The 25881-nt window shown below is 70.7% G+C and carries 18 protein-coding genes and 1 tRNA gene; 10 read left to right on the top strand and 9 right to left on the bottom strand.

Features of this window, described 5'->3' with window-relative positions:
* Window positions 1-1029 carry an ABC transporter ATP-binding protein gene (locus CP978_RS09730; RefSeq protein ID WP_043439438.1) on the top strand — a complete coding sequence of 343 codons (1029 nt, stop codon included), beginning with the start codon at window positions 1-3 and terminating at the stop codon, window positions 1027-1029.
* Entirely contained in the window at window positions 1026-1745 is a 720-nt protein-coding gene (locus CP978_RS09735; RefSeq protein WP_043439440.1) for an ABC transporter ATP-binding protein, read from the top strand. Before CP978_RS09730 ends, CP978_RS09735 begins: the two co-directional genes overlap by 4 nt.
* Window positions 1746-1824: 79 nt before the next feature.
* Here CP978_RS09735 and CP978_RS09740 read toward each other — a convergent pair whose 3' ends face one another.
* On the bottom strand, window positions 1825-2475 hold the full coding sequence (locus CP978_RS09740) for an ANTAR domain-containing response regulator (RefSeq protein WP_043439443.1): 651 nt from the start codon (window positions 2473-2475) through the stop codon (window positions 1825-1827).
* Between the two features lie 102 nt (window positions 2476-2577).
* On the opposite strand from CP978_RS09740, the gene CP978_RS09745 reads away from it, so the two are divergent.
* Window positions 2578-2653: transfer RNA gene (locus tag CP978_RS09745), tRNA-Leu, on the top strand.
* A 106-nt stretch (window positions 2654-2759) separates the two neighbouring features.
* Entirely contained in the window at window positions 2760-3533 is a 774-nt protein-coding gene (locus tag CP978_RS09750; RefSeq protein ID WP_043439446.1) for a helix-turn-helix domain-containing protein, read from the top strand.
* Between the two features lie 17 nt (window positions 3534-3550).
* On the opposite strand, the gene pyk is transcribed toward CP978_RS09750, so the two are convergent.
* On the bottom strand, window positions 3551-4987 hold the full coding sequence (gene pyk / locus CP978_RS09755) for a pyruvate kinase (RefSeq protein WP_043439452.1): 1437 nt from the start codon (window positions 4985-4987) through the stop codon (window positions 3551-3553).
* A 327-nt stretch (window positions 4988-5314) separates the two neighbouring features.
* Between pyk and CP978_RS09760 the strand changes: the two genes are divergently transcribed.
* Window positions 5315-7138, top strand: coding sequence for a bifunctional metallophosphatase/5'-nucleotidase (locus tag CP978_RS09760; protein ID WP_043439455.1), 1824 nt, complete (start codon window positions 5315-5317; stop codon window positions 7136-7138).
* Window positions 7139-7221: 83 nt separating this feature from the next.
* On the opposite strand, the gene CP978_RS09765 is transcribed toward CP978_RS09760, so the two are convergent.
* From CP978_RS09765 to CP978_RS09780, 4 genes are all read right to left on the bottom strand, one after another.
* On the bottom strand, window positions 7222-8631 hold the full coding sequence (locus tag CP978_RS09765; protein ID WP_043439458.1) for a lysine N(6)-hydroxylase/L-ornithine N(5)-oxygenase family protein: 1410 nt from the start codon (window positions 8629-8631) through the stop codon (window positions 7222-7224).
* Window positions 8628-9983, bottom strand: coding sequence for a pyridoxal phosphate-dependent decarboxylase family protein (locus CP978_RS09770; protein ID WP_043439463.1), 1356 nt, complete (start codon window positions 9981-9983; stop codon window positions 8628-8630). Before CP978_RS09770 ends, CP978_RS09765 begins: the two co-directional genes overlap by 4 nt.
* Before the next feature lie 219 nt (window positions 9984-10202).
* Window positions 10203-12743 carry an aminopeptidase N gene (pepN, locus tag CP978_RS09775; RefSeq protein WP_043439466.1) on the bottom strand — a complete coding sequence of 847 codons (2541 nt, stop codon included), beginning with the start codon at window positions 12741-12743 and terminating at the stop codon, window positions 10203-10205.
* 92 nt (window positions 12744-12835) lie between these two features.
* Window positions 12836-13186: a chorismate mutase gene (locus tag CP978_RS09780; protein ID WP_043439469.1), complete on the bottom strand. Its 351-nt coding sequence runs from the start codon at window positions 13184-13186 to the stop codon at window positions 12836-12838.
* Between the two features lie 126 nt (window positions 13187-13312).
* Between CP978_RS09780 and CP978_RS09785 the strand changes: the two genes are divergently transcribed.
* The 3 genes from CP978_RS09785 (at window position 13313) to CP978_RS09795 (ending at window position 16081) form a co-directional block, all read left to right on the top strand.
* Window positions 13313-14209, top strand: coding sequence for a hypothetical protein (locus CP978_RS09785; RefSeq protein ID WP_043439476.1), 897 nt, complete (start codon window positions 13313-13315; stop codon window positions 14207-14209).
* 135 nt (window positions 14210-14344) lie between these two features.
* Window positions 14345-15085: an ankyrin repeat domain-containing protein gene (locus tag CP978_RS09790; protein WP_043439477.1), complete on the top strand. Its 741-nt coding sequence runs from the start codon at window positions 14345-14347 to the stop codon at window positions 15083-15085.
* An 87-nt stretch (window positions 15086-15172) separates the two neighbouring features.
* Window positions 15173-16081, top strand: coding sequence for a rhomboid family intramembrane serine protease (locus tag CP978_RS09795; protein ID WP_043439478.1), 909 nt, complete (start codon window positions 15173-15175; stop codon window positions 16079-16081).
* 115 nt (window positions 16082-16196) lie between these two features.
* Here the strand turns inward: CP978_RS09795 and CP978_RS09800 are convergent, their stop codons facing one another.
* The 3 genes from CP978_RS09800 to CP978_RS09810 all read right to left on the bottom strand — a co-directional run bounded on the left by CP978_RS09800 (window position 16197) and on the right by CP978_RS09810 (window position 23361).
* Window positions 16197-17660 (bottom strand): glutamate synthase subunit beta, encoded by a 1464-nt coding sequence (locus tag CP978_RS09800; RefSeq protein ID WP_043439479.1) that lies wholly within the window; start codon window positions 17658-17660, stop codon window positions 16197-16199.
* Window positions 17653-22263: a glutamate synthase large subunit gene (gene gltB / locus CP978_RS09805; protein WP_043439480.1), complete on the bottom strand. Its 4611-nt coding sequence runs from the start codon at window positions 22261-22263 to the stop codon at window positions 17653-17655. The genes CP978_RS09800 and gltB overlap by 8 nt, the downstream gene beginning before the upstream one ends.
* A 366-nt stretch (window positions 22264-22629) precedes the next feature.
* A complete protein-coding gene (locus tag CP978_RS09810) occupies window positions 22630-23361 on the bottom strand; it encodes a VIT1/CCC1 transporter family protein (protein WP_043439482.1) in 732 nt (243 codons plus the stop codon).
* 265 nt (window positions 23362-23626) lie between these two features.
* On the opposite strand from CP978_RS09810, the gene CP978_RS09815 reads away from it, so the two are divergent.
* Window positions 23627-24736, top strand: a complete 1110-nt coding sequence (locus tag CP978_RS09815; RefSeq protein WP_079162072.1) for an ADP-ribosylglycohydrolase family protein — start codon at window positions 23627-23629, stop codon at window positions 24734-24736.
* Window positions 24733-25875, top strand: coding sequence for an ADP-ribosylglycohydrolase family protein (locus CP978_RS09820; RefSeq protein ID WP_150478185.1), 1143 nt, complete (start codon window positions 24733-24735; stop codon window positions 25873-25875). The genes CP978_RS09815 and CP978_RS09820 overlap by 4 nt, the downstream gene beginning before the upstream one ends.
* Window positions 25876-25881 lie beyond the last annotated feature (6 nt).

Consider the following 25881-nt stretch of genomic DNA (forward strand, 5'->3'; position numbering starts at 1 on the left):
ATGACCACCGACACCACCACCAAGGACACGCCGGTGACCACCACCCCCGGCAACCCCGTCCTCGAAGCCCGCGGCGTCACCATGCGCTTCGGCGGCCTCACCGCCGTACGCGGAGTCGACCTCACCGTCAACAGCGGCGAGATCGTCGGCCTCATCGGACCCAACGGCGCCGGCAAGACCACCTTCTTCAACTGCCTCACCGGCCTCTACGTCCCCACCGAGGGCGAAGTCCGCTACCAGGGCCAGGTCCTGCCACCCAAGTCCTTCAAGGTCACCGCCGCAGGCGTCGCCCGCACCTTCCAGAACATCCGGCTCTTCGCCAACATGACCGTCCTGGAGAACGTGCTCGTCGGCCGGCACACCCGCACCAAGGAAGGCTTCTGGTCCGCCGTCCTGCGCGGCCCCGGCTTCCACCGCGCCGAAGCCGCCTCCAAGGCCCGCGCCATGGAACTCCTGGAGTTCGTCGGCCTCGCCCACAAGGCCGAACACCTCTCCCGCAACCTCCCCTACGGCGAACAGCGCAAGCTGGAGATCGCCCGCGCCCTGGCCAGCGAACCCGGACTGCTGCTCCTCGACGAGCCCACCGCCGGAATGAACCCCCAGGAGACCCGCGCCACCGAGGAACTGGTCTTCGCCATCCGCGACATGGGCATCGCCGTCCTCGTCATCGAGCACGACATGCGGTTCATCTTCAACCTCTGCGACCGCGTCGCCGTCCTCGTCCAGGGCGAAAAACTCATCGAAGGCGACAGCGCCACCGTCCAGGGCGACGAACGCGTGGTCGCCGCCTACCTCGGCGAACCCTTCGAAGGCGCCCCCGGCGACGAGGAGGTGGCCGAGGTCGAGAGCGCCGAGGCCGCACACGAACAGGCCGACGCGGCACCGGCCGAGGCGGAACCCGTCGACGCTGCACCGGCCGATGCGGCACCGACGGACGCCGCACCGACCGACGCACCCACGGAGACACCGGCCGACACACCCGCCGAGGCCACCACGGACGCCGCGCCCGGCAAGGAGAACGACCGATGACCGCACTGCTCGAAGTGGAAGACCTCCGCGTCGCCTACGGCAAGATCCACGCCGTCAAGGGCATCTCCTTCACGGTCGAGGCCGGCCAGATCGTCACCCTCATCGGCACCAACGGCGCCGGCAAGACCACCACCCTGCGCACCCTCTCGGGTCTCCTCAAACCGGTCGGCGGCCAGATCAAGTTCAACGGCAGATCACTCAAGAAGGTCCCCGCCCACCAGATCGTCTCCCTGGGGCTCGCCCACTCCCCCGAGGGCCGGCACATCTTCCCCCGCATGACCATCGAGGACAACCTGCTCCTCGGCGCCTTCCTGCGCAGCGACAAACAGGGCATCGAAAAAGACGTCCAGCGGGCCTACGACCTCTTCCCCATCCTCGGAGAACGCAGAAAGCAGGCGGCCGGAACCCTCTCCGGCGGCGAACAGCAGATGCTCGCCATGGGACGCGCCCTGATGTCCCAGCCCAAACTGCTCATGCTCGACGAACCCTCGATGGGCCTCTCCCCCATCATGATGCAGAAGATCATGGCCACCATCGCCGAGCTGAAGGCCCAGGGCACCACCATCCTGCTCGTCGAGCAGAACGCCCAGGCGGCACTCTCCCTCGCCGACCAGGGCCATGTCATGGAAGTCGGCAGCATCGCCCTCTCCGGCACCGGACAGGACCTGCTCCACGACGACTCCGTGCGCAAGGCGTACCTCGGCGAGGACGACTGAGCGACCCCACGACAAGGCCCGCGTCCCCGGACCCCGGGGACGCGGGCCTCACCCGTACAAGGGACGAGAACCGCCGGGCTCAGCCCTTCGCGGCCTTCTTCTCCTCGGAATCCTGGACGACCGCCTCCGCGACCTGCCGCATCGACATACGCCGGTCCATGGACGTCTTCTGGATCCACCGGAACGCCGCCGGCTCGGTCAGCCCGTACTCGGTCTGCAGGATCGACTTCGCCCGGTCGACCAGTTTGCGGGTCTCCAGCCGCTGGGTGAGGTCGGCGACCTCCCGCTCCAGCGCCTTCAGCTCGGTGAACCGCGAGACCGCCATCTCGATCGCCGGGACGACATCGCTCTTGCTGAACGGCTTCACCAGATACGCCATCGCACCCGCGTCCCGGGCCCGCTCCACCAGGTCGCGCTGCGAGAACGCGGTGAGCATCAGCACGGGGGCGATGCACTCCTCGGCGATCTTCTCGGCCGCGGAGATGCCGTCGAGCTTCGGCATCTTCACATCCAGGATCACCAGGTCGGGACGGTGCTCACGCGCCAGCTCGACGGCCCGCTCGCCGTCACCGGCCTCTCCGACGACGGTGTAGCCCTCTTCCTCGAGCATCTCTTTGAGATCGAGCCGGATGAGCGCCTCGTCCTCGGCGATGACGACACGGGTGGTCATCGGAGGCACATGCGACGCGTCGTCGCCGGCGACGGGCTGGGGTGACTCGGACGCGGTCACTCGGGCTCCTTGTTTCAGGGCAGGCAGTACTGCTGACAAGAGCCTACCCAGCTACGGTAAGGTGGTCAGGCGGCGGGTCGAGGCAAACCTTCGATTCGTTGGGCCCCGGTAGCCCAATTTGGCAGCAGGCAATGGATTCAAAACCCATACAGTGTCGGTTCGAGTCCGACCCGGGGCACTTTTCCTTAGTTTCCAAGGTCACCATCTAGAAGCGGACGTTCACGTTCTCGTGAACCTCCGCTTTTCGCCGTACAAGGGCAGGACCGGCCACGGACAGTGGGCTCATGTACGACGTGGGAACACGCAAGCGAGCCCTCGCCCTGGTCGCTCAGGGGCGCAGCGTGAATTCGGTGAGCAAGCAGACGGGGATTTCCCGGGCAGCGATCCGCTCCTGGCAGATGCGCCTCGAACCTCTCGACCCGAGCCGCTCGGTGTCCTGCCCCCGATGCCACGACATCCCCGGCACACCTGACGAGCCTGCGTACGCCTACCTGCTGGGCCTCTACCTCGGAGACGGCTGTGTGAGCCGCCACCGGAGGGGCGTCTACTCCCTCCGCATCGCCTGCAGCGACACATGGCCCGGCCTCATCGACGCCTGCGCCGAAGCCATTCAGGCGGTACGCCCGGCCAACCGGGTCTGCCGTATCCAGCGACCCGGATGCCAGTACGTCACCTGCTTCAGCAAGCACTGGCCCTGCCTGTTCCCCCAGCACGGCCCCGGCAAGAAGCACGAGCGGCGGATCGCCCTCGAGCCCTGGCAGGGGGCCATCGTCAACGACCACCCCTGGGAGTTCGTCCGCGGGCTCATCCACTCCGACGGTTGCCGCATCACCAACTGGACCGAGAAGACCGTCGGGGGCGTACGCAAGCGCTATGAATACCCCCGCTACTTCTTCTCCAACAAGTCCGACGACATCCGCAGGCTGTTCACGGACACCCTCGACAAGGTCGGCGTCGAGTGGACCACCCTCGCCCGCGGCAGCGACCCGTTCAACGTCTCCGTCGCTCGCAAGTCCTCCGTCGCCCTGCTGGACGCCCATGTGGGGCCCAAGTACTGAGGCCCGGCCGGTGGGGGTCACTTGGGGGTGTCGTCCTCGCCGATGTGGTGGACGCGGACCAGGTTGGTGGAGCCCGGGACCCCGGGGGGCGAACCGGCGGTGATCACCACGATGTCGCCCCGCTCGCAGCGGCCGTACTTCAACAGCAGTTCGTCGACCTGTTCGACCATCGCGTCCGTGGAGTCGACATGGGGGCCGAGGAAGGTCTCCACTCCCCAGGTGAGGTTGAGCTGGGAGCGGGTGGCCGGCTCGGGGGTGAAGGCGAGCAGCGGGATCGGGGAGCGGTAGCGGGAGAGGCGGCGGGCGGTGTCCCCGGACTGGGTGAAGGCGACCAGGAACTTCGCGCCGAGGAAGTCGCCCGTCTCGGCGGCCGCGCGGGCCATCGCTCCGCCCTGGGTGCGGGGCTTGTTGGTCTCGGTCAGCGGGGAGAGTCCCTTGGCGAGGATGTCCTCCTCGGCCGCCTCGACGATGCGGGCCATGGTTCTGACCGTCTCGACGGGGTGTTTGCCGACGCTGGTCTCGCCGGAGAGCATCACGGCGTCGGTGCCGTCGATGACCGCGTTGGCGACGTCGGAGGCCTCCGCCCTGGTGGGGCGCGCGTTGTCGATCATCGAGTCGAGCATCTGGGTGGCGACGATGACGGGTTTGGCGTTGCGTTTGGCGAGGGTGATGGCGCGTTTCTGGACGATGGGGACCTGTTCGAGGGGCATTTCGACGCCGAGGTCGCCGCGGGCGACCATGATGCCGTCGAAGGCGGCGACGATCTCGTCGATGTTCTGGACGGCCTGGGGTTTCTCCACCTTGGCGATGACGGGGAGGCGGCGGCCTTCCTCGTCCATGATGCGGTGGACGTCCTTGATGTCCCGGCCGGTGCGGACGAAGGAGAGGGCGATGATGTCGCAGCCGGTGCGCAGGGCCCAGCGGAGGTCGTCCTCGTCCTTCTTGGAGAGGGCGGGGACGGAGACGGCGACGCCGGGGAGGTTGAGGCCCTTGTGGTCGGAGACCATGCCGCCTTCGACAACGGTGGTGTGGACGTGGGGGCCGTCGACGGAGGTGACCTCGAGGGTGACTTTTCCGTCGTCGACGAGGACGCGTTCTCCGGGGGTGACGTCGGCGGCCAGTCCGGGGTAGGTGGTTCCGCAGATGTGGCGGTCGCCTTCGGTGCCTTCTTCGACGCTGATGGTGAAGGTGTCTCCGCGTTCAAGGAGTACGGGGCCTTCGGTGAATCGGCCGAGTCTGATCTTCGGGCCCTGAAGGTCGGCGAGGATTCCGACGCTGTGGCCGGTTTCGTCGGAGGCCTTTCTCACGCGCTGGTAGCGCTCCTCGTGTTCGGTGTGGCTGCCGTGGCTGAGGTTGAGGCGGGCGATGTCCATCCCGGCGTCGACCAGGGCTTTGATCTGGTCGTACGTGCCGGTGGCGGGGCCCAAGGTGCAGACGATCTTCGCTCGGCGCATGTTTCGAGCGTAGGCCTTACCGGTGGGTAGCGAATTGGTGCGACGTGTCCTCTCAACAACCTTTGGATGAAGCGTTATTGACAAGCGTTGAATTGTGCGGTGACACGCTCCGATGAGCATCCCGGTGGGAATGGGGATGGATTTCCGGGGCGTGTCCCGCATTCTCGTCTTCTCGGGTGATCGCGCTCGCGCGTCTGCGCCGGGCCGGGACCGGCTCCTGCTGGTCATCGGATCGCAACCTTCGGGCTCTGTTGCGACCGATGACGATCGGCCAGAATCTACGCGCGTCATTGCCCGTCGTCGCCCACCTCTCGAGGAGAACGAGACATGCCGTTGAACCGCCGGAAGTTCCTGAAGCGATCCGCCATAACCGGGGCGGGGGTCGCGATCGCGGGTACGGCCGCGGTTCCCTCGGCCCAGGCCGCACCGGCGAAGAAGGGCCCCGAGCACCCCAAGAACCCCAAGGACGCCAAGCGCTGCTCCCTGACGGTGATGGGGACGACCGATCTGCACGGACACGTCTTCAACTGGGACTACTTCAAGGACGCGGAGTACTCGGACGCGGCGGGCAACGCCATGGGCCTGGCCCGGGTCTCGACCCTGATCGAGCAGGTCCGGAAGGAGAAGGGCCGCGACAACACGCTGCTGCTGGACGCCGGCGACACGATCCAGGGCACGCCGCTGACCTACTACTACGCGAAGGTCGACCCGATCACGGCCAAGAAGGGCCCGGTCCACCCGATGGCGCGGGCGATGAACGCGATCGGGTACGACGCCGTGGCGCTCGGCAACCACGAGTTCAACTACGGCATCGAGACGCTGCGGAAGTTCGAGTCGCAGTGCGACTTCCCGCTGCTGGGTGCGAACGCGCTGGACGCGAAGACGCTGAAGCCGGCCTTCCCCGCGTACTTCATGAAGACCTTCAAGGTGAAGGGCGGCCCCCCGGTGAAGGTCGCCGTCCTCGGTCTGACCAACCCGGGCATCGCGATCTGGGACAAGGCCTATGTCCAGGGCAAGCTGACGTTCCCCGGTCTGGAGGAGCAGGCGGCGAAGTGGGTGCCCAAGCTGCGGTCGATGGGCGCGGACGTGGTCGTGGTGTCGGCGCACTCCGGTACGTCCGGCACGTCGTCCTACGGTGACCAGCTGCCGTATCTGGAGGACGCGGCGGCCGAGGTGGCCAAGAAGGTTCCGGGTATCGACGCGATCCTGGTGGGTCATGCGCACCAGGAGATCCCGGAGCTGAAGGTCAAGAACGAGAAGACCGGGAAGACGGTTGTGCTGTCGGAGCCGCTGTGCTTCGCGGAGCGGCTGTCGGTCTTCGACATCACCCTGGTCTTCAACAAGGGCAAGTGGGACGTCGAGTCGGTCTCCGCGTCGCTGCGGAACGCCGCCACGGTCGCCGACGACCCGAAGATCACCAAGCTGCTCCGGGCGGAGCACGCCAAGGTCGTCGCGTATGTCAACCAGGTGGTCGGCACGGCGACCGAGACGCTGACGACGGTGGACGCCCGCTACAAGGACGCCCCGATCATCGACCTGATCACCAAGGTCCAGGAGGACGTGGTCAAGGAGGCGCTGGCGGGTACGGCGTATGCCGCACTGCCGGTGATCGCGCAGGCGTCGCCGTTCTCGCGCACCTCGGAGATCCCGGCCGGCAAGGTGACGATCCGGGATCTGTCGAGCCTGTATGTGTATGACAACACGCTGGTCGCGAAGCTGATGACGGGTGCGCAGGTGCGGGCGTACCTGGAGTACTCGGCGGAGTACTACGTGCAGACGCCCGCCGGTGCGGCGGTCGACGTGGACAAGCTGACGAACGCGAAGAACCGTCCGGACTACAACTACGACTATGTGTCGGGGCTGCAGTACGACATCGATGTGGCGCAGGCGCCGGGTTCGCGTATCAAGAATCTGACGTACAACGGTGCGGCTCTGGATGACGCGCAGCAGTTCGTGATGGCGGTGAACAACTACCGCGCGAACGGCGGTGGTGACTTCCCGTACGTTGCTTCGGCTCAGGAGCTGTGGTCGGAGTCGACGGAGATCCGGACCCGGATCGCGGAGTGGGTGACCGCGAAGGGTGAGCTGGACCCGAAGGACTTCTCTTCGGTGGACTGGAAGCTCACGCGGGACGGCGTCCCGATGTTCTGACGGTTCGCGGGCCTGCTTCTCGGCGGCGGCGACGGCCTTGCGGGCCGCGTCGCCGCCGTTGTGTTCGCCGGTGGTTCGTGGTGCTACCGCCGTTCGGTGAGCGGGGTGGGTGTGCTGGGCCGTCGGGCGTGCGGGACGGTGTCCGGCTGCCGGAGTCCGAAGGTGGTGAAGGCGGTGCGCCGGGGCAGGGGGTAGGGCTCCTTGCCGGTGAGGGAGTTGAGGATGGTGGCGCTGCGCCAGGCGGCGAGGCCGAGGTCGGGGGTGCCGACGCCGTGGGTGTGGAGTTCGGCGTTCTGGACGTGGACGGTTCCGGTGACGGTGGGGTCGAGGATCATGCGGAACTGTTCGTCGATGCGGGGGCGGCCGCTGTCGTCGCGCTGCAGATGGGGGTCGAGTGCGGCGAGGAGGCGGCCGAGGGGGCGTTCGCGGTAGCCGGTGGCGAGGACGATCGCGTCGGTGACGAGGTGTGAGCGGGTGTGCTGGCGGGTGTGTTCCAGCTGGAGTTCGAGCCGGTCGGTGGGGGTGCGTCGGGCGGTGTGGACGGTGATGCCGGGGGTGAGGACGGCGTCGGGCCAGTCTCCGTGGAGGGTGCGCCGGTAGAGCTCGTCGTGGATGGCGGCGATGGTGTCGGCGTCGATGCCTTTGTGGAGTTGCCATTGGGCGGCGACGAGGCGGTCGCGCTGGGGTTCGTCGAGGGCGTGGAAGTAGCGCGTGTAGTCGGGGGTGAAGTGCTCCAGGCCGAGTTTGGAGTACTCCATGGGGGCGAAGGCCTCGGTGCGGGCGAGCCAGTGGAGGTGTTCCCGGCCGAGGGGGCGGTGTCGGAGCAGGTCGAGGAAGATCTCGGCGCCCGACTGGCCGGCGCCGACGACGGTGATGTGTCGGGCGGTGAGGAGTTCGCCGCGGTGCCGTAGGTAGTCGGCGGCGTGGAGGACGGGTGTGCCGGGGGCGGCGACGAGGGGTTCCAGGGCCGGCGGCAGATGGGGTTGGGTGCCGATGCCGAGGACGATGTTGCGGGCGTGGGTGCGGCCGGTGGAGCGGGGGGTGCCGTCGTCGTCGAGCCGGGTGTGGTCGACGGCGAAGAGCTGGTGGTCGGGGTTCCAGCGGATGGTGTCGACACGGTGGCCGAAGTGGAGTCCGGGGAGATGGGTGGAGACCCAGCGGCAGTAGGCGTCGTATTCGGCGCGTTCGATGTGGAAGCGCTCGGCGAAGTAGAAGGGGAAGAGCCGGTCGCGGGTTTTGAGGTAGTTGAGGAAGCTCCAGGGGCTGGCGGGGTCGGCGAGGGTCACCAGGTCGGCGAGGAAGGGGACTTGGAGGGTGGCGCCGTCGATGAGGAGTCCGGGGTGCCAGTCGAAGCGGGGGCGTTGTTCGTAGAAGGCGGTGTCGAGTTCGGTGAGGGGGTGGGCGAGGGCGGCGAGGGACAGGTTGAAGGGGCCGATGCCGATGCCGACGAGGTCGCGGGGGGTGGCGGGTCCGGGGGGTGGCGGGGTGGTCATGGGGGTGTGCTTCCTTCCACCAGGTTCAGGAGTGTGGTCAGGTCGCGGGGACGGGTGTGGGGGTTGAGGAGGGTGGCCTTGAGCCAGAGGCGGCCGTCGAGGCGGGCCCGGCCGAGGACGGCGTGGCCGTTGTGGAGGAGGGTGCGGCGGATGCCGGCGACGGTGTCGTCGGATGCCGTGGTGGGCCGGAACAGGACGGTGCTGATGGTGGGTGGGGCGTGGAGTTCGAGGGTGGGGTGGGCGGTGATGAGGTCGGCGAGGGTGTGGGCGTGGGTGCAGACCTGGTCGATGAGTGCGCCCAGTCCGGTGCGGCCGAGGGTTTTGAGGGTGACGGCGATCTTGAGGATGTCGGGGCGTCGGCTGGTGCGCAGGGAGCGTCCCAGGAGGTCGGGCAGTCCGGCTTCGGTGTCGTCGTCGGCGTTGAGGTAGTCGGCCTGGTGTCGTAGGGCGCCCAGGTCGTGGGGGTCGCGGACGGTGAGGAGTCCGGCGGCGACGGGCTGCCAGCCGAGTTTGTGCAGGTCGAGGGTGATGGTGTGGGCGCGTTCGAGTCCTTCGAGTTTGGTCCGGTGGTGGTCGCTGAACAGGAGTGGGCCGCCGTAGGCGGCGTCGATGTGGAGGCGGGCGCGGTGGCCGGCGCAGAGGTCGGCGATGCGGGGCAGGGGGTCGATGAGCCCGGCGTCGGTGGTGCCGGCGGTGGCGGCGACGAGGACGGGTTCGGTCAGCCCGGTGAGGGTGGAGTGGAGGGCGGCGGGGTCGAGGGTGCCGCGGGGGGTGGGGAGGACGAGGGGCGGGGGCAGGCCGAGGAGCCAGGCGGCGCGGGTGAGGGAGTGGTGGGTGTGGGCGCCGCAGACGAGACGGACGGGTCCGGAGGTCTCGCGGGCGAGGAGCAGGGCGAGTTGGTTGGCTTCGGTGCCGCCGGTGGTGACGAGGGCGTCTGCGGCGCCGGTCTCCCGGGCGAGGGCGCGGGTGACCAGGGTTTCCAGTGCGGAGGCGGCGGGGGCCTGGTCCCAGGAGTCGAGGGACGGGTTGAGGGCGCTGGCGGCGAGGTCGGCCGCGGTGGCGGTGGCGAGGGGCGGGCAGTGCAGATGGGCGGCGCACAGGGGGTGGGCGGGGTCGGCGGCGCCTTCGGCGAGGGTGCGGACGACGGTGTGGAGGGCGTCGGGGTCGCCGTGCTCGGGCAGTACGTCGCCGAGGGTGTCGCGGACCTGTGCGGCGACGGTTCGGGGGCCGCCTGCGGGCAGGGGGCCGCCGCGCCGCCGGGTGCCTTCTTCGAGGGCGTCGAGGACGGTGGCGAGCAGCGGTCGTAGGGCGTGGGGGCCGTGGGGTCCTGAGGCGAGGGGCGGCAGGCTCATGGGCGTCCTCCGGGGGTGCGGCGGGGGTCCGGGCCGGGCGGGCCCGCCTGAGGAGGACAACGATCCGAGGGGGGTGGGGTTCTGCCTTCCGGTGGATCGGGGTGGGGTGGCGGTGGGTGGCGCCATGGGGGTGCGGGCCGTGGGCCGGCGCCCGGTGCGGTGTCCGGGCGCCGGCGGTGTCGGGTGGTGCCGGCGGTGGCCGGCTGTGCCGGCGGGTGGTTATGCCTCGCGGATGCGCAGGGCGCGGGCCAGGTCGTCGAGGGCGTCGACCAGTCCGCGGCGCAGCGCCGGGGTGGGGTCAGTCTCGTTGAGGCACTGCTCGCCGCGCCGGAGGGTGTCGGCGTGCACGGCGTGCCGGGGGAAGGCCCAGCGGGCGGCGACGGCGGCGATGGCGGGTCCGCGGCGGGCGGCGACGGCGGGTGCGTCGGTCCAGTAGCGGTCGGTGTACTGCTCGAGGAGTGCGGTCTGTTCGGGCTGCCAGAAGCCCTGTGCGGTGGCGGTGAAGAGGTAGTTGGACAGGTCGTCGGTGGTGAACATGGCGTCCCAGGCGCGCTGTTTGGCGTCGGGGTCGGGCAGGGCGGCGTTGCAGCGGGCGGCGCCTTCCTGTCCGGTGGCGCTGGGGTCGCGGGTGAGTTCGTCGGCGATGGCGGCCTGGTCGACGGCGCCGAGGGCGGCGAGGCGGCCGAGGATGCGCCAGCGCAGTTCGGGGTCGAGTTCGGGTCCGCCGGGTACGGTGCCGTCGGCGAGCCAGGCGGCGATGGTGTCGGGGTGGGCGGCGGCGTCGATGAAGTGGCGTACGGCGATCAGGCGCAGTCCGGGGTGGGTGCCGTCCTCGGTGCGGCGGATGAGGTCGCGGCAGAGCGTGGTGAGGGTGGCGAGCGCGGCGGGGCGGTCGGTGGGGGTGCCGTGCTGCTCGGGCGGGGCCGGGTGGCCGTGGGCCGGCAGATAGCGGTCGGCGATCTGGCCGGCGGCGAAGCCGAGGACGCCTTCGGTGAGGGCCAGGTCGGTCTCGTGGGGCAGATGGGTGCGGGCGATGTCGAGGTAGGCGCCGGCGGGGAGCCGTCCGTCGCGTACGGCGTCGCGCAGGGCGTTCCAGACGACGGCGCGGGTGAGGGGGTCGGGCAGGCCGGAGAGGGCGTTGCGGACGTTGGTGAAGGATGCGTCGTCGAAGCGGATCTTGGCGTAGGTGAGGTCGCCGTCGTTGAGCAGCAGCAGGGCGGGGCGCCTGCCGAGGGGTCGGGGTGTGGTGTCCGGGATGTCGAGGTCGAGGCGTTCGCGCAGGGTGAGGCCGGTGTCCTCGGTGAGGGACTGGTCGTAGAGGCCGACGGTGATGCGGTGGGGTCGGCTGCCGTAGTGGTCGACGGTGAGGGTGCAGGTGCCGTCGTCGGCCTGGGTGAGGCGGGGGGTGAGGGTGTCGACTCCGGTGGTGCGCAGCCAGGAGTCGGCCCAGGCGTGGACGTCGCGGTCGGTGGCGGCGGCGAGGGAGTCGATGAAGTCGGCGAGGGTGGCGTTGCCGAAGCGGTGGCGGGCGAAGTGGGTGTTGATGCCGGCGAGGAAGTCCTTCTCGCCGAGCCAGGCGACGAGCTGCCGGAGCGCGGAGGCGCCCTTGGCGTAGGAGATGCCGTCGAAGTTGAGGAGGGCGGCGGCGGTGTCGTCGACGGCTTCGGGGGCGACGGGGTGGGTGGAGGGCCGCTGGTCGGCGTCGTAGCCCCAGGCTTTGCGGGTGACGCCGAAGTCGGTCCAGGTGTCGGTGAAGCGGGTGGCTTCGGTGAGGGTCTGGTAGCCCATGTACTCGGCGAAGGACTCGTTGAGCCAGATGTCGTCCCACCAGCGGAGGGTGACGAGGTCGCCGAACCACATGTGGGCCATCTCGTGGGCGATGACCATGGCGCGGGTCTGGCGCTGGGTGTCGGTGACGGCGGAGCGGTAGACGAATTCGTCGCGGAAGGTGACGAGTCCGGGGTTCTCCATGGCGCCGGCGTTGAATTCGGGGACGAACGCCTGGTCGTAGGAGTCGAAGGGGTAGGGCTCCTCGAACTTCTCGTGGTAGCGGTCGAAGCACTGGCGGGTGATCTCGAGGAGTTCGTCCGCGTCGGTGTCGAGGTGGGGGGCGAGGGAGCGGCGGCAGTGGATGCCGAAGGGGAGTCCGCGGTGTTCGGTGCGGACGGAGTGCCAGGGTCCGGCGGCGACGGCGAGGAGGTAGGTGGAGATGAGGGGGGTGGTGGCGGCGCGCCAGGTGCCGTCGTCCTGGCGGGTGGTGATGCCGTTGGCGAGGACGGTCCAGCCTTCGGGTGCCGTGACGGTGAGGTCGAAGACGGCTTTGAGGTCGGGCTGGTCGAAGGCGGCGTAGACGCGCTGGACGTCGTCGAGGAACAGCTGGGTGTAGACGTAGGTCTCGCCGTCGGTGGGGTCGGTGAAGCGGTGCATGCCTTCGCCGGTGCGTGAGTAGCGCATGGCGGCGTCGATGCGGAGTTCGTGTGTGCCGGGGGTGAGGCCGGTGAGGGGCAGCCGGTTCTCGGTGAGGGTGGCGGGGTCGAGGGGGTGTCCGTCCAGGGTGGCGGAGCGCAGCTCGGCGGGCTTGAGCTCGACGAAGGTGTCCGAGGTGTCACGGTCCTCGCGCGCGGTGAAGCGGATGACGGTACGGGAGTCGAAGGTCTCGTCGCCGCCGGTCAGGTCGAGGGTGATCTCGTAGTGGTGGACGTCGAGGAGCCGGGCACGGGTCTGCGCTTCGTCGCGCGTCAGTACGGACATGGGGGACATGCTGCCCGATGCGCGGGGTGGGGCACAGGGGCGGTCGGGGGGCGGTCCGTTACTCCCCGTATGTCCGCCGCCCCACCTGTCCGCGCGACCTCTTATGCCTCCGGGTCGCCGGGGGTGGCGGTGGTGTCCTCGGCGATCCGCTCATGGTGGCGGATGACCTCGGCGATAATGAAATTGAGAAGTTTTTCCGCGAATGCGGGGTCGAGCTTGGCGTTCTCGGCGAGGCGGCGCAGCCGGGCGATCTGGTCGGCCTCGCGGGCGGGGTCGGCGGGCGGCAGCTGGTGCTCGGCCTTGAGGTGGCCGACCTGCTGGGTGCATTTGAAGCGCTCGGCGAGCATATGGACGACGGCGGCGTCGATGTTGTCGATGCTGTCGCGCAGCCGGGCGAGTTCGCCGCGGACGGCGGGGTCGATGTCGGTGGTGGGGGTGTGGCGGCTGGTCATGGTCGTCCACCCTACGGGGCGGGCGCCCGCGCGGCGCGATCTTCCCGCGCCCGCGGGCACCCCGGCGCCGAGGGGAAGGATGCCTACAGTGGAGTGCAGTGCTGGCGCCTTCAGGGGGTTGCGGACGTGGCGAACGGCGGACCGGTCGAGCACGGTTTTCCCCATCTGGACACGGTGCGGGAGGCGATCACCGCGCTGTACCGGCGGCTCTCCTGTGACACCGTCGCCACGTTCGCGACCAGTGTGGTTCCCGCCGATGTGGCCTTCTTGGACCAGGACGATCTGCATCTGGGCGCGCAGCGGGTGGCGCATGAGCTGGTGCGGCACTACCGGCTGCCGGACGCCCGGATGATCATCAGTTTCCGTGAGATGACGCATGCGGCGAATGTCGAACTCGCCGCGGGTCCCGAGTATTTCATCGAGCTGAACGACCGGTTCCGCACGCATCGCCGGGATATCGGCGCGGCGCTGGCGCATGAGGTGATGCATGTGTATCTGCACCGCCTCGGGCTGTCCTTCCCGGGTACGCGCGACAACGAGATCCTCACCGACACGGCGGCGGCCTATCTGGGGGCGGGCTGGCTGCTGCTGGACGCGTTCCGTGAGGACGGGGTGTCCTCGCAGAAGCTGGGTTATCTGACTCCGGAGGAGTTCGGTTATGTCCTGGCCAAGCGGGCGTTGCTGTTCGGGGAGGATCCTGCGGTCTGGTTCACCAGCCCCCAGGCGTACACGGCGTACACCAAGGGCATGGCGCAGGCCCGCCGTGACGGGCGGCAGCCGCCGCTGACGGCGGCGGGCTGGTCGGGGCGGCACCGCTATGCCAAGGACCGCCGTTACGCCCAGGACCACTCCGTGCCCGGGCCGCAGCCGGGGGTCCGCTATGCGTTCACCCCGGCGGGCGGTGGTGCGCTGCGGGTCTCCTTTCCGTGCCCGGTCTGTCACCAGCGGATCCGGGTGCCCGTCCGGGGCCGGGTGCGGGCCCGCTGCGGGCTGTGCCGGACGGTGCTGGAGTGCGACACCTGAGGGCGGTCTGCTTAGAGCTCCGAACAAAAGTGGGGCCCGGCGGGCGGCGCCCGGCACGCACGCTGATCGGACCCCACTTTTGTTCGGAGCTCTTATTGCTTTGCGCCGTCGCCGCGGAGGCTTCAGGGTCGGGGCATGGACAGGCGGCAGTCGGCGGAGTTGTGCACCGCGGTGGACGAGTGGGACGAGGACGCGGTCGGGCGGCTGCTGCGCGGCGGGGCGAGTGCCGAGTCGGTGGACGAGGATGGGCGGAGTGCCCTGTATCTGGCGGCGGTCGGCGGCGCGGTCGGTGTGGTGCGGCTGCTGCTGGCGGCCGGTGCCGACCCCGACCGGCTGAGCGAAGGTGCCGAGGCGCCGTTGTGCGGGGCGGCCTGCTGGGGGCACACGGAGGTGGTGCGGGCGCTGCTGGCGGCCGGTGCGGTACCGGATCTGGAGGAGGAGTCCGGGTTCCGGGCGCTGACCTGGGCGGTGCGGGGCGGCCAGGTGGAGGTCGTCGAGGCGTTGCTGGCAGCGGGCGCGCATCCCGGTCTGCCCGGTCCCGGGGGTGAACTGCCGTTGGTGGCGGCGGCTCGTCGTGGCTCGCCGGGGTGTGTGCGGGCGTTGCTGGCCCATGGTGCGCGGGGGCGACAGGAGGCGCACGCGGAGGCGCGGCGCCTGCTGGCGGTGGACATCGCGGCCGAGCTCCGCGCGGGTCTCGAGGAGGCGTACGGCCCCGGACACGAGTACGTCGTCCGCCGCCGGGAGGAGGAGCCCGGCGCGATGACCGTCGAGGTCACGCTGTGGCGCGAGGGCCGGCCGGGGGCGGGGAACTCTCGGCAGGACGGACACTCCGTGATCGTCGGCCTGTTGGAGGCCGCGTCCGGGGCACCTGGGTGATCACCGTTCCCTTATATTCGCTATTTTGTTCGGCGCCGTCCCCCACCGGCCCCCTCTTCCCCCTGTCGACCTGCCAAGGAGCCGGCCGTGGAGCCGCAGTCCGCCGTCACCACCTGCTACCGCCATCCCAAAGTGGAGTCCCACGTCCGCTGCACCCGCTGCGAGCGCTATATCTGCCCCGACTGCATGCGCGAGGCCGCGGTCGGCCACCAGTGCGTGGAGTGCGTCAAGGAGGGTGCGCGGTCGATACGCCAGGCCCGTACGGCGTTCGGCGGCCGGATCACGACGGCGCCGGTGCTGACCTATCTGCTGATCGGCCTCAACGTCCTCGTGTACCTGGGCGAGTTGGTGCGCCCGGCGATCGTGGACCGGTTCGCGATGCTGGGTGCCGGGCTGCGGGGGCCGGGCGGCGAGCACTATCTGTGGGAGTACCCGTATCCGTCGGTGCTGCACGCGGAGGGGGTCGTCGGCGGGGAGTGGGAGCGGCTGCTGACCGGCGCGTTCCTGCATCTGCCGCCCACCGCGGGGACGTTCGGGATCCTGCACATCATGATGAACATGGTGTCGCTGTGGAACATCGGCCGGGTGGTGGAGTCGCAGCTGGGCCGCGTCCGCTATCTCGCGCTCTATCTGCTGTCTGCCCTCGGCGGCTCGGTGCTCGTGCTGCTGATCGATCCCGACGCCCAGACGGTCGGCGCGTCCGGTGCGATCTTCGGACTGGGCGCCGCGTACTACGTCATGGCCCGCCGTCTCGGCGCCGATATGAGCGCCGTCAACCGTTTCATGGCGGGCCTGCTGCTGTGGCTGCTGATCTCCGCGGGCCTCACCTCCTGGCAGGGTCACCTCGGCGGTCTGCTCGCGGGCGGGCTGGTGACGCTGGCGTATGCGTATGTCCCCCGGGGCCCGCGCCGCGGTCTGCTGCACGCGGCCGTCTGTGCGGGCCTCCTGGTGCTGCTGGTACTGCTTGCGGTGGGCAAGGTCACGCAACTGGCATGAGGAAAGGCGACGGCGCCCGCCCATCGTCCGGTCGGGGACTGGCGGGCAGGCGCCGTCTGCGTTCCGTACGCCGTTGTACGGGACGTGCACGGTGACCGTCAGGTCACGTCGGGCCTCAGACCGTCAGGGAACGGTCCGTCGGCCGGATCGGGGCCGGCAGGTCGCTGGCGCCCGTGAGGTGGCGGTCGACCGCATGAGCCGCTGAGCGGCCCTCGGCGATCGCCCATACGATCAGGGACTGGCCGCGGCCCGCGTCGCCCGCCACGAACACCCCCGGCACATTGGTCCGGAAGTCGGCGTCGCGGGCGATGTTGCCGCGCTCGTCGAGTTCGAGACCGAACTGTTCGACCAGTCCGTTGTCCCGGTCGGTGCCGGTGAAGCCCATCGCAAGGGTCACCAGCTGGGCCGGGATCCTCCGCTCGGTGCCGGGCTTCCGGTTGAGCCGGCCGTCGGCGAACTCGACCTCGACGAGGTGCAGCCACTGTACGTTGCCGTCCTCGTCGCCCTCGAAGTGGGTCGTCGAGACCGAGTACACCCGCCGGCCGCCCTCCTCGTGCGCGGAGGTCACCTTGTACAGCAGGGGGAAGGTCGGCCAGGGCTGGGCGACCGGGTTCCGGTCGTCGCCGGGGCGGGGCATGATCTCCAGCTGGGTGACGGAGGCCGCGCCCTGGCGGTGGGCGGTGCCCACGCAGTCCGCGCCCGTGTCGCCGCCGCCGATCACGATGACATGCTTGCCCTCGGCCGAGATCGGAGGGGTGACATGGTCGCCCTCCTGCACCTTGTTGGCCAGCGGCAGATACTCCATGGCCTGGTGGACGCCGTTGAGTTCGCGGCCGGGCACCGGCAGGTCGCGGGCGGTGGTCGCGCCGGCCGCGATGACGACGGCGTCGTACCGCTTACGCAGGTCCGTGGCCGTGAGGTCGCGGCCGATCTCGACCCCGGTACGGAAGCGGGTGCCCTCCGCGCGCATCTGTTCGATACGGCGGTTGATGTGCCGCTTCTCCATCTTGAACTCGGGGATGCCATAGCGGAGCAGACCGCCGACACGGTCCGCGCGCTCGTACACGGCGACCGTGTGGCCGGCCCGGGTCAGCTGCTGGGCGGCGGCCAGTCCGGCCGGTCCCGAACCGATGACCGCGACGGTCCTGCCGGACAGCCGCTCCGGGGGCCGCGGCTTGACCGTGCCGTTGTCCCAGGCCTTGTCGATGATGGTGACCTCGACGTTCTTGATGGTGACCGGGGACTGGTTGATGCCGAGCACACAGGCCGACTCGCAGGGGGCGGGGCACAGCCGGCCGGTGAACTCCGGGAAGTTGTTGGTGGCGTGCAGCCGCTCCGAGGCCTCGGCCCAGCGGTCGCGATAGGCGTAGTCGTTCCACTCGGGGATCAGGTTCCCCAGCGGGCAGCCGTTGTGGCAGAACGGGATGCCGCAGTCCATGCAGCGGCCGGCCTGCTCGCTGATGATCGGCAGCAGCGAGCCGGGGACCAGGACCTCGTTCCAGTCCCTGACGCGCTCGCCCACCGGGCGGGAGCGGGCGACCTCGCGGCCGTGGGTCAGGAAGCCCTTCGGATCAGCCATGGGTCGCCGCCTCCATCATCTTCTCGGTGATCTCGGTCTCGGAGAGACCGGCCCGCTCGGCGGCGTCCTTGGCGGCGAGCACTGCCTTGTAGGTGGCGGGGATGATCTTGCTGAAGCGCCGCACGGAGACGGGCCACTCGACGAGCAGCCGCGCGGCGACCGTGGAGCCGGTCTCCTCGGCGTGGCGGCGCACCACATCGTGCAGCCACTGCTGGTCGGCGTCGTCCAGCGGCTCGACGGACCCGTGGTTGCCGGGATTGACGTGGTCGCGGTCCAGGTCGACGACATAGGCGATGCCGCCGGACATGCCGGCCGCGAAGTTGCGCCCGGTCTCACCGAGCACCACCGCGTGCCCGCCGGTCATGTACTCGCAGCCGTGGTCGCCCACGCCCTCGGAGACCACCAGGGCGCCGGAGTTGCGCACGCAGAACCGTTCGCCGGTACGGCCGCGCAGAAACAGTTCGCCGCCGGTGGCGCCGTAGGCGATGGTGTTGCCTGCGATCACGGAGTACTCGGCGAGATGCTCGGCGGCGCGGTCCGGGCGCACCACGACCCGGCCGCCGGAGAGGCCCTTGGCGACATAGTCGTTGGCGTCGCCCTCCAGGCGCAGCGTGACGCCGTGCGGCAGGAAGGCGCCGAAGGACTGGCCCGCCGACCCGGTGAAGGTGATGTCGATGGTGTCGTCGGGCAGTCCCGCGCCGCCGAACCTCTTGGTCACCTCGTGGCCGAGCATGGTGCCGACGGTGCGGTTGATGTTGCGGATGGCGACCTGGGCGCGCACCGGCTGGGCGTCCTCGGCCGCGTGCGCGGCGAGCGCGTCGGCGGCGAGCCTGATCAGTTCGTTGTCGAGGGCCTTCTCCAGTCCGTGGTCCTGGGCGACGACCCGGTGGCGGACCGCGCCCTCGGACAGCTCCGGCACATGGAGCAGCGGTTCGAGGTCGAGGCCCTGGGCCTTCCAGTGGTCGACGGCCCGGGTCACATCGAGCAGCTCGGAGTGGCCGACGGCCTCCTCGAGGGAGCGGAAGCCCAGCTCCGCGAGGAGTTCGCGGACCTCCTCGGCGATGAACTGGAAGAAGTTCACCACGAACTCGGGCCGGCCGGCGAAGCGTTCCCGCAGCACCGGGTTCTGGGTGGCGATGCCGACCGGACAGGTGTCCAGGTGGCAGACGCGCATCATGATGCAGCCGGAGACGACCAGCGGGGCGGTGGCGAAGCCGAACTCCTCGGCGCCGAGCAGGGCGGCGACGACGACGTCACGGCCGGTCTTCAGCTGGCCGTCGGTCTGGACGACGATGCGGTCGCGCAGTCCGTTGAGCAGCAGGGTCTGCTGGGTCTCGGCGAGGCCGAGTTCCCAGGGGCCGCCGGCGTGCTTGAGCGAGGTCAGCGGGGAGGCGCCGGTGCCGCCGTCGTGACCGGAGATCAGGACGACGTCCGCGTGCGCCTTGGAGACGCCCGCGGCGACCGTGCCCACGCCGACCTCGGACACCAGCTTCACATGGATGCGGGCGGCGGGGTTGGCGTTCTTGAGGTCGTGGATCAGCTGGGCGAGGTCCTCGATGGAGTAGATGTCGTGGTGCGGCGGCGGGGAGATCAGGCCGACGCCCGGGGTGGAGTGCCGGGTGCCGGCGATCCAGGGGTAGACCTTGTGGCCGGGGAGCTGGCCGCCCTCGCCGGGCTTGGCGCCCTGGGCCATCTTGATCTGGATGTCGTCCGCGTTGACCAGGTATTCCGAGGTCACGCCGAACCGTCCGGAGGCCACCTGCTTGATCGCCGAGCGGCGTGCCGGGTCGTGGAGGCGGTCCGGGTCCTCGCCGCCCTCGCCGGTGTTGGACTTGGCGCCGAGGCGGTTCATGGCGACGGCGAGGGTCTCGTGCGCCTCCCGGGAGATGGAGCCGTAGGACATGGCGCCGGTGGAGAAGCGCCTGACGATCTCGGAGACCGGCTCGACCTCGTCGAGGGGGACCGGGGCCCGGTCGTCGGTGAAGCCGAACAGGCCGCGCAGGGTCATCAGGCGCTCGGACTGCTCGTTCACCCGGGCCGTGTACTTCTTGAAGATGTCGTAGCGGCCGGTGCGCGTGGAGTGCTGGAGGCGGAAGACCGTCTCCGGGTCGAACAGGTGCGGTTCGCCCTCGCGGCGCCACTGGTACTCGCCGCCGATCTCCAGGGTGCGGTGGGCGGGGGCGATGCCGGAGGCGGGGTAGGCCTTGGCGTGGCGGGCGGCGACCTCCTCGGCGATCACGTCGAGGCCGACGCCGCCGATCTTGGTGGCGGTGCCGTGGAAGTACTCGTCGACGAAGGCCTCGTCGAGGCCGACGGCCTCGAAGACCTGTGCGCCGCGGTAGGAGGCGACGGTGGAGATGCCCATCTTGGACATGACCTTCAGGACGCCCTTGCCGAGCGCGTGGATCAGGTTGCGGATGGCCTCGTCGGGCTCACCGGCCGGCAGGAACGTTCCCGCGCGGACCAGGTCCTCGACGGACTCCATGGCCAGATAGGGGTTGACGGCGGCGGCGCCGTAGCCGATGAGCAGGGCGGCATGGTGGACCTCGCGGACGTCGCCGGCCTCGACCAGCAGGCCCACATGGGTGCGCTGCCGGGTGCGGATGAGGTGGTGGTGGACGGCCGCGGTGAGCAGCAGCGACGGGATCGGCGCGTGCTCGGCGTCGGAGTGCCGGTCGGACAGGACGATCAGGCGGGCGCCGTTGTCGATGGCGGTGTCGGCCTCGGCACGGATCTCCGCCAGGCGTGCGGCGAGGGCGTCGCCGCCGCCGGAGACCCGGTACAGGCCGGAGAGGGTCGCGGCCTTCATGCCGGGCATGTCGCCGTCGGCGTTGATGTGGATGAGCTTGGCCAGCTCATCGTTGTCGATCACCGGGAAGGGCAGCACCACGCTGCGGCAGGAGGCCGCGGTCGGCTTCAGCAGATTGCCCTGGGGGCCCAGCGAGGAGCGCAGGGAGGTGACCAGCTCCTCCCGGATCGCGTCCAGCGGCGGGTTGGTGACCTGCGCGAACAGCTGGGTGAAGTAGTCGAACAGCAGCCGCGGGCGCTCGGAGAGCACGGCGATCGGCGCGTCGGTGCCCATGGAGCCGATCGGTTCGGCCCCGGTCCTGGCCATGGGGGCGAGCAGGACGCGCAGCTCCTCCTCGGTGTAGCCGAAGGTCTGCTGGCGGCGGGTGACCGAGGCGTGGGTGTGCACGATGTGCTCGCGCTCGGGCAGGTCGCCCAGCTCGATCTCGCCGGCCTGGAGCCACTCCTGGTACGGCTGCTCGGCGGCGAGGGCGGCCTTGATCTCGTCGTCCTCGATGATGCGGTGCTCGGCGGTGTCGACGAGGAACATACGGCCGGGCTGGAGCCGGCCCTTGCGCACGACCCGGGCCGGGTCGATGTCGAGGACGCCGACCTCGGAGCCGAGGACGACGAGGCCGTCGTCGGTGACCCAGTAGCGGCCGGGGCGCAGACCGTTGCGGTCGAGCACGGCGCCGACCTGGGTGCCGTCGGTGAAGCTGACGCAGGCGGGGCCGTCCCAGGGCTCCATCATCGTGGAGTGGTAGCGGTAGAAGGCGCGGCGGGCCGGGTCCATGGAGGCGTGGTTCTCCCATGCCTCGGGGATCATCATCAGCACGGAGTGCGGCAGGGAGCGGCCGCCGAGGTGGAGCAGTTCGAGGACCTCGTCGAAGGAGGCGGAGTCGGAGGCGTCCGGGGTGCACACCGGGAAGATCCGCGCCAGCTTGTCCTGGGGGCCGAACAGATCGGTGACCAGCCGGGACTCACGGGCGCGCATCCAGTTGCGGTTGCCCTGGACCGTGTTGATCTCACCGTTGTGGGCGATGAAGCGGTACGGGTGGGCGAGCGGCCAGCTGGGGAAGGTGTTCGTGGAGAAACGCGAGTGGACCAGCGCGATGGCGGTGGCGAAGCGGCGGTCGGACAGGTCCGGGAAGAAGGGCTCCAGCTGGCCGGTGGTCAGCATGCCCTTGTAGACGACGGTGCGCGCGGACAGCGAGGGGAAGTACACCTCGGCCTCGTGCTCGGCGCGCCGGCGCAGCGCATAGGCCCTGCGGTCCAGGTCGATGCCCCGGACGGGGTCCGTGTCCGGCCCGGTTCCGGCCACGAAGAGCTGGCGGAAGGCGGGCATGGTCGAGCGGGCGGTGGTGCCCAGCAGCTCGGGGGCGACGGGGACCTCGCGCCAGCCGAGGACGTCCAGGCCCTCCTCCGCGGCGATGCTCTCGATCCGGGAGACGGCCTCGGCGGTGCGGTCCTGGGGCAGGAAGGCGATGCCGACGGCGTAGGCGCCCGCCTCGGGCAGCGGGAATCCGGCCACCTCTCGGAAGAAGGCGTCGGGGACCTGGGAGAGGATGCCGGCGCCGTCACCCGAGTCGGGCTCGGAACCGGTGGCGCCGCGGTGCTCGAGGTTCCGCAGGACGGTCAGCGCCTGCTCGACCAGCGTGTGGCTCGCCTCGCCGGTGAGGGTGGCCACAAAACCGACGCCGCAGGCGTCGTGCTCGTCGCGGGGGTCGTACAAGCCCTGCGCGGCAGGGCGAGCATCCATGAACGACCGGTTCCGGCCGTTCATGGAGTGCTGGGACGGCTGGCGCGGCATACGCATCGGCTCTCCCGTCGTCGTCATCTGGCATGGGGCAGGTGCCGAGGGACGACGTCGGCCCTCTGCGTGAGTGCGAGATTTCACGCACGTCACATGATGGAGCGGTTTTCGGACAATTGAACAGGCCGTTCCACCATGCGAACATCGCCGGGTCACCGGCTGGGGTTCACGGTGCGGCGGGGGAATCGGGGCTTCGAGCGGACAGATCGGTGGCCGCCGGCCCGGGTGCGGCGGGCTTCCTCGCCCTCCGCGACATATACGGAGCAGGCGTCGTTGCCCGCGGTGCTTACGGCTCATGCCCGGTGACCGGGCGTTCGAAACCGTCGTGTAACAGCCGAGTGTACGGTTCATCGCACCATCGGCCCTGGGTCATCCTACGGCGATACCGAACAGATTGCCGAGAGCGTAGGTCACTGCCGCCGCCGCGCCGCCGAGGGCGAGCTGCCGCAGCCCGCTGAACCACCAGGTGCGCGCCGTCACCCTGGCGACGACGGCGCCGCACAGGAAGAGCCCGACGAGGGCGACCAGGACGGCGGGCCACAGGACGCGGCCGCCGAGCAGATACGGCAGCAGGGGCAGCAGAGCGCCGAGCGCGAACGCTCCGAAGCTGGAGACGGCGGCCACCATCGGGGAGGGCAGATCGCCGGGGTCCACACCGAGTTCTTCGCGCGCGTGTATCTCCAGGGCCTGCTCGGGGTCGCGGGAGAGCTGCCGGGCGACCTCGCGGGCCAGGGCGGGCTCGACGCCACGGGCCTCGTAGAGCGCGGCCAGCTCCCGCTCCTCGTCCTCCGGGTGCTTCCTCAGCTCGCGCCGTTCGACGTCGAGCTCGGCCTCGACCAGCTCACGCTGGGAGGCGACGGAGGTGTACTCGCCGGCGGCCATCGAGAAGGCCCCGGCCGCCAGGCCCGCGAGCCCGGTGAGGATGATGCCCTGACGGCTGATGGCCCCGCCGGCGACGCCCGTCATCAGTGCCAGGTTGGACACCAGTCCGTCCATCGCGCCGAAGACGGCCGGGCGCAGCCAGCCGCCGTTGACATCGCGGTGGGTGTGGTTGTCCCGATGCGCCTCGTGCAGCGTCGCCTCGGTCTCGATGATGGCCATACCCGACTCCCCTGAGCCTCAATTGGACTTCTTCTACTTTTCGACAAGACCCAAGGTACGCCGCGCGCCGCCGCCCCGCCAGCAAGGAAAGGCTGGGCTAACCTGCGCTTTTACCCTTGATCGCTCATCCGTGGAGAGCCGCGCACAGCTGTCGGACGGGTGATGCTGAGGCCGGTCAGGCTGTGCACGGCCGCTCGGGTGGCACAGATCCGCTGAGGGGGTCGTCGTGCCCCCACCGGAGGGCGCCCGAGAGGAGTGGCAGCGGATGGCCGTCGCGTGTGTTCCCCCGGCCCCGGCTTCCGGGAGCTCCCCCACGCTGCGCGAGCGGGCCCGCGGCGCGCTGCTCGGCCTCGCCGTCGGAGACGCGCTGGGCGCACCCGCCGAGAACCTGCGGCCGTCCGAGATCCGCGCCCGCTGGGGCCGTATCACGGGGTACGTCGCCGAGCGGCCGTCCGGCACGGACGACACCGAGTACGCGATCTTCTCGGGACTGCTGCTGGCCCGGCACGGCTCGGCGCTGACCGTGGCACATGTGGAGGCGGCCTGGCACCAGTGGATCGCGGACCGGGACGAGGGGCCGTTCCGCGGGGCGGGCTTCAGCGAGCGCGGCACGCTGGAGAACCTCCGCCGGGGGCTCGCGGCGCCCATCTCGGCGCAGCACCGGCACGCCTGGAGCGACGGTCTCGCCATGCGGGCGGCGCCCTTCGGGGTCTTCGCCGCGGGCCGCCCCGGGGAGGCGGCCCGGCTGGTGGCGATCGACGGCTCGGTCAGCCACGAGGGCGAGGGCATCCACGGCGGCCGGGCGGTGGCGGCCGGGGTCGCGGCGGCGATGGCGGGGGCTCCCACCCACGCCGTGGTGGCCTCGGCCCTCTCGGTCGTCCCCGAGGACTCCTGGACGGCCCGCTCGCTGCGCCGTGCGGTCGCCGCGGCCCCCCGGGGCGCACGGGCGGTGCGCTCCGCGGTGGTGATCGGCGGCTATCCCTGGACGGACCTCGCCCCGGAGGCGGTGGCCCTGGCGTTCGGGGCGTATGCGGCGGCGGACGGCGCGTTCACGGAGGCGGTGCTCACCGCCGTCAACATGGGCCGCGACGCCGACACCACTGCGGCGGTCGCGGGCGCCCTGGCCGGTGCGGCCTGCGGGGTCGCGTCGATCCCGGCCGACTGGGCGGCGGCGATCGGCCCGGCCCGGGGCCGTTGTCTGCCCTCCATGGAGGGCCACCATGTGCTGGACGTGGCGGAGCTGCTGACTCCGGGCGACGGCGGCAGATGGGGGTCGGCGGTCGCCGGCCTGTGGAACGGATCGCCGCACCTGCGCCATGAGACACCCACGGAAGGTCCCACGGAAAGTCCCTGCACGGAGGAGGTGGAGTCATGACCGAGCTCCCGGTGCCGGGACCTGGTCCCCGGCGGGTGGAGGGGCTGCTGCTGGGGCTGGCGGCGGGGGACGCCGCGGGATGGCCCGCGGCCCGGCACCGGGCCGCCCGGATGCCGGAGTGGACCCGGCGGCTGACCCGGGAGCTGGACAGCTTCGCCGAGCAGAACGCGACCACCACCCTGCCGGTGCCGATCGCCCTCAACCAGCCCCCGGAGCCGCTGAGGCTGGGCCCCTCGGACGACGCCGAGTGGGCGGTGTTCACCGCTCAGGCCGTGCTACGGGCCGGGGCCCGCGGCGCGCCCGGGGACCCCGGCCGACGGTGCGGGACGCGGGCGGCCGTCGACCGTTCCTGGCGGGCGGTCGCCCGCGAGGTCGCCGCCGCGGCCGACCGGGCCCCCGAGGTCGAGTCGGCGCGGCTGACCCTGCGCGCCCGGATCTCGGTGCGCGCGGGTCTCGGCAACCTCGCCACCGGGCTGCGCCCGCCCGCCACCGGTCACGACAACCCGCACTACTTCGACGACGCGGCCTGTGTACGGGCCTGTGTCCTCGCGGTGGCGCATCGGGGGGAGCCCCGTCCCGCCGCCGAACTGGCCGAGTTCGACGCCCGCTACACCCAGGACGGCGACGGGGTGCACGGCGCCCGTGCCATGGCCGCGGCCCTCTCGCTCGCCCTGTCCGGGGAGACGGTGGACCGCTGTGTGGCGGCCGCGCTGGCCGAGCTTCCCGAGCACACCGAGATCGGCCGCAACGCCCGGCTCGCGCTGAAGCTGGCCGACGGCGACGACGGGGCTTTCGCCGTGGTCCCGCTGCTGGAACACCAGATCGTCGACCATGTCTACAGCTATGGCATCGCGGCCGCGGAGACCGTCCCGGTCGCGCTCGCCCTGGCGACCGCGGCCCGCGGCCGGATCGCCGAGGCCGTGCCCGCGGCGGCCTGTCTGTCGCGGGTCGCCGACTCCGCCCCGGCCCTGGCGGGCGCGCTGACCGGGGCGCTCGGCGGCGGCGCCGCGATCCCGGCCGCCTGGCGGGACGCCTGCCGCACCCTGTCCGGCTGTGCGCTCCCCCGCCTGAGAGGGACCGACCTCGTACACCTCGCCGAACTCCTGGAGACGACGGAACTGGCCGCCCCAGGTGGATGATTCGGG

Source organism: Streptomyces nodosus, assembly GCF_008704995.1.
In the GTDB taxonomy this organism is placed as follows: Bacteria; Actinomycetota; Actinomycetes; order Streptomycetales; family Streptomycetaceae; genus Streptomyces; species Streptomyces nodosus.

Bases quoted from the DNA above. Each gene is read 5' to 3' on its own strand.
- CP978_RS09730 (WP_043439438.1), top strand. From the start codon at position 1: ATGACCACCGACACCACCACCAAGGACACGCCGGTGACCACCACCCCC.
- pyk (WP_043439452.1), bottom strand. From the start codon at position 4,987: ATGCGCCGAGCGAAGATCGTCTGCACCTTGGGCCCCGCCACCGGCACG.
- gltB (WP_043439480.1), bottom strand. From the start codon at position 22,263: ATGCGTATGCCGCGCCAGCCGTCCCAGCACTCCATGAACGGCCGGAAC.
- CP978_RS09760 (WP_043439455.1), top strand. From the start codon at position 5,315: ATGCCGTTGAACCGCCGGAAGTTCCTGAAGCGATCCGCCATAACCGGG.
- CP978_RS09790 (WP_043439477.1), top strand. From the start codon at position 14,345: ATGGACAGGCGGCAGTCGGCGGAGTTGTGCACCGCGGTGGACGAGTGG.
- CP978_RS09770 (WP_043439463.1), bottom strand. From the start codon at position 9,983: ATGAGCCTGCCGCCCCTCGCCTCAGGACCCCACGGCCCCCACGCCCTA.
- CP978_RS09815 (WP_079162072.1), top strand. From the start codon at position 23,627: ATGGCCGTCGCGTGTGTTCCCCCGGCCCCGGCTTCCGGGAGCTCCCCC.
- CP978_RS09780 (WP_043439469.1), bottom strand. From the start codon at position 13,186: ATGACCAGCCGCCACACCCCCACCACCGACATCGACCCCGCCGTCCGC.
- CP978_RS09800 (WP_043439479.1), bottom strand. From the start codon at position 17,660: ATGGCTGATCCGAAGGGCTTCCTGACCCACGGCCGCGAGGTCGCCCGC.
- CP978_RS09765 (WP_043439458.1), bottom strand. From the start codon at position 8,631: ATGACCACCCCGCCACCCCCCGGACCCGCCACCCCCCGCGACCTCGTC.
- CP978_RS09750 (WP_043439446.1), top strand. From the start codon at position 2,760: ATGTACGACGTGGGAACACGCAAGCGAGCCCTCGCCCTGGTCGCTCAG.
- CP978_RS09810 (WP_043439482.1), bottom strand. From the start codon at position 23,361: ATGGCCATCATCGAGACCGAGGCGACGCTGCACGAGGCGCATCGGGAC.
- CP978_RS09735 (WP_043439440.1), top strand. From the start codon at position 1,026: ATGACCGCACTGCTCGAAGTGGAAGACCTCCGCGTCGCCTACGGCAAG.
- CP978_RS09820 (WP_150478185.1), top strand. From the start codon at position 24,733: ATGACCGAGCTCCCGGTGCCGGGACCTGGTCCCCGGCGGGTGGAGGGG.
- pepN (WP_043439466.1), bottom strand. From the start codon at position 12,743: ATGTCCCCCATGTCCGTACTGACGCGCGACGAAGCGCAGACCCGTGCC.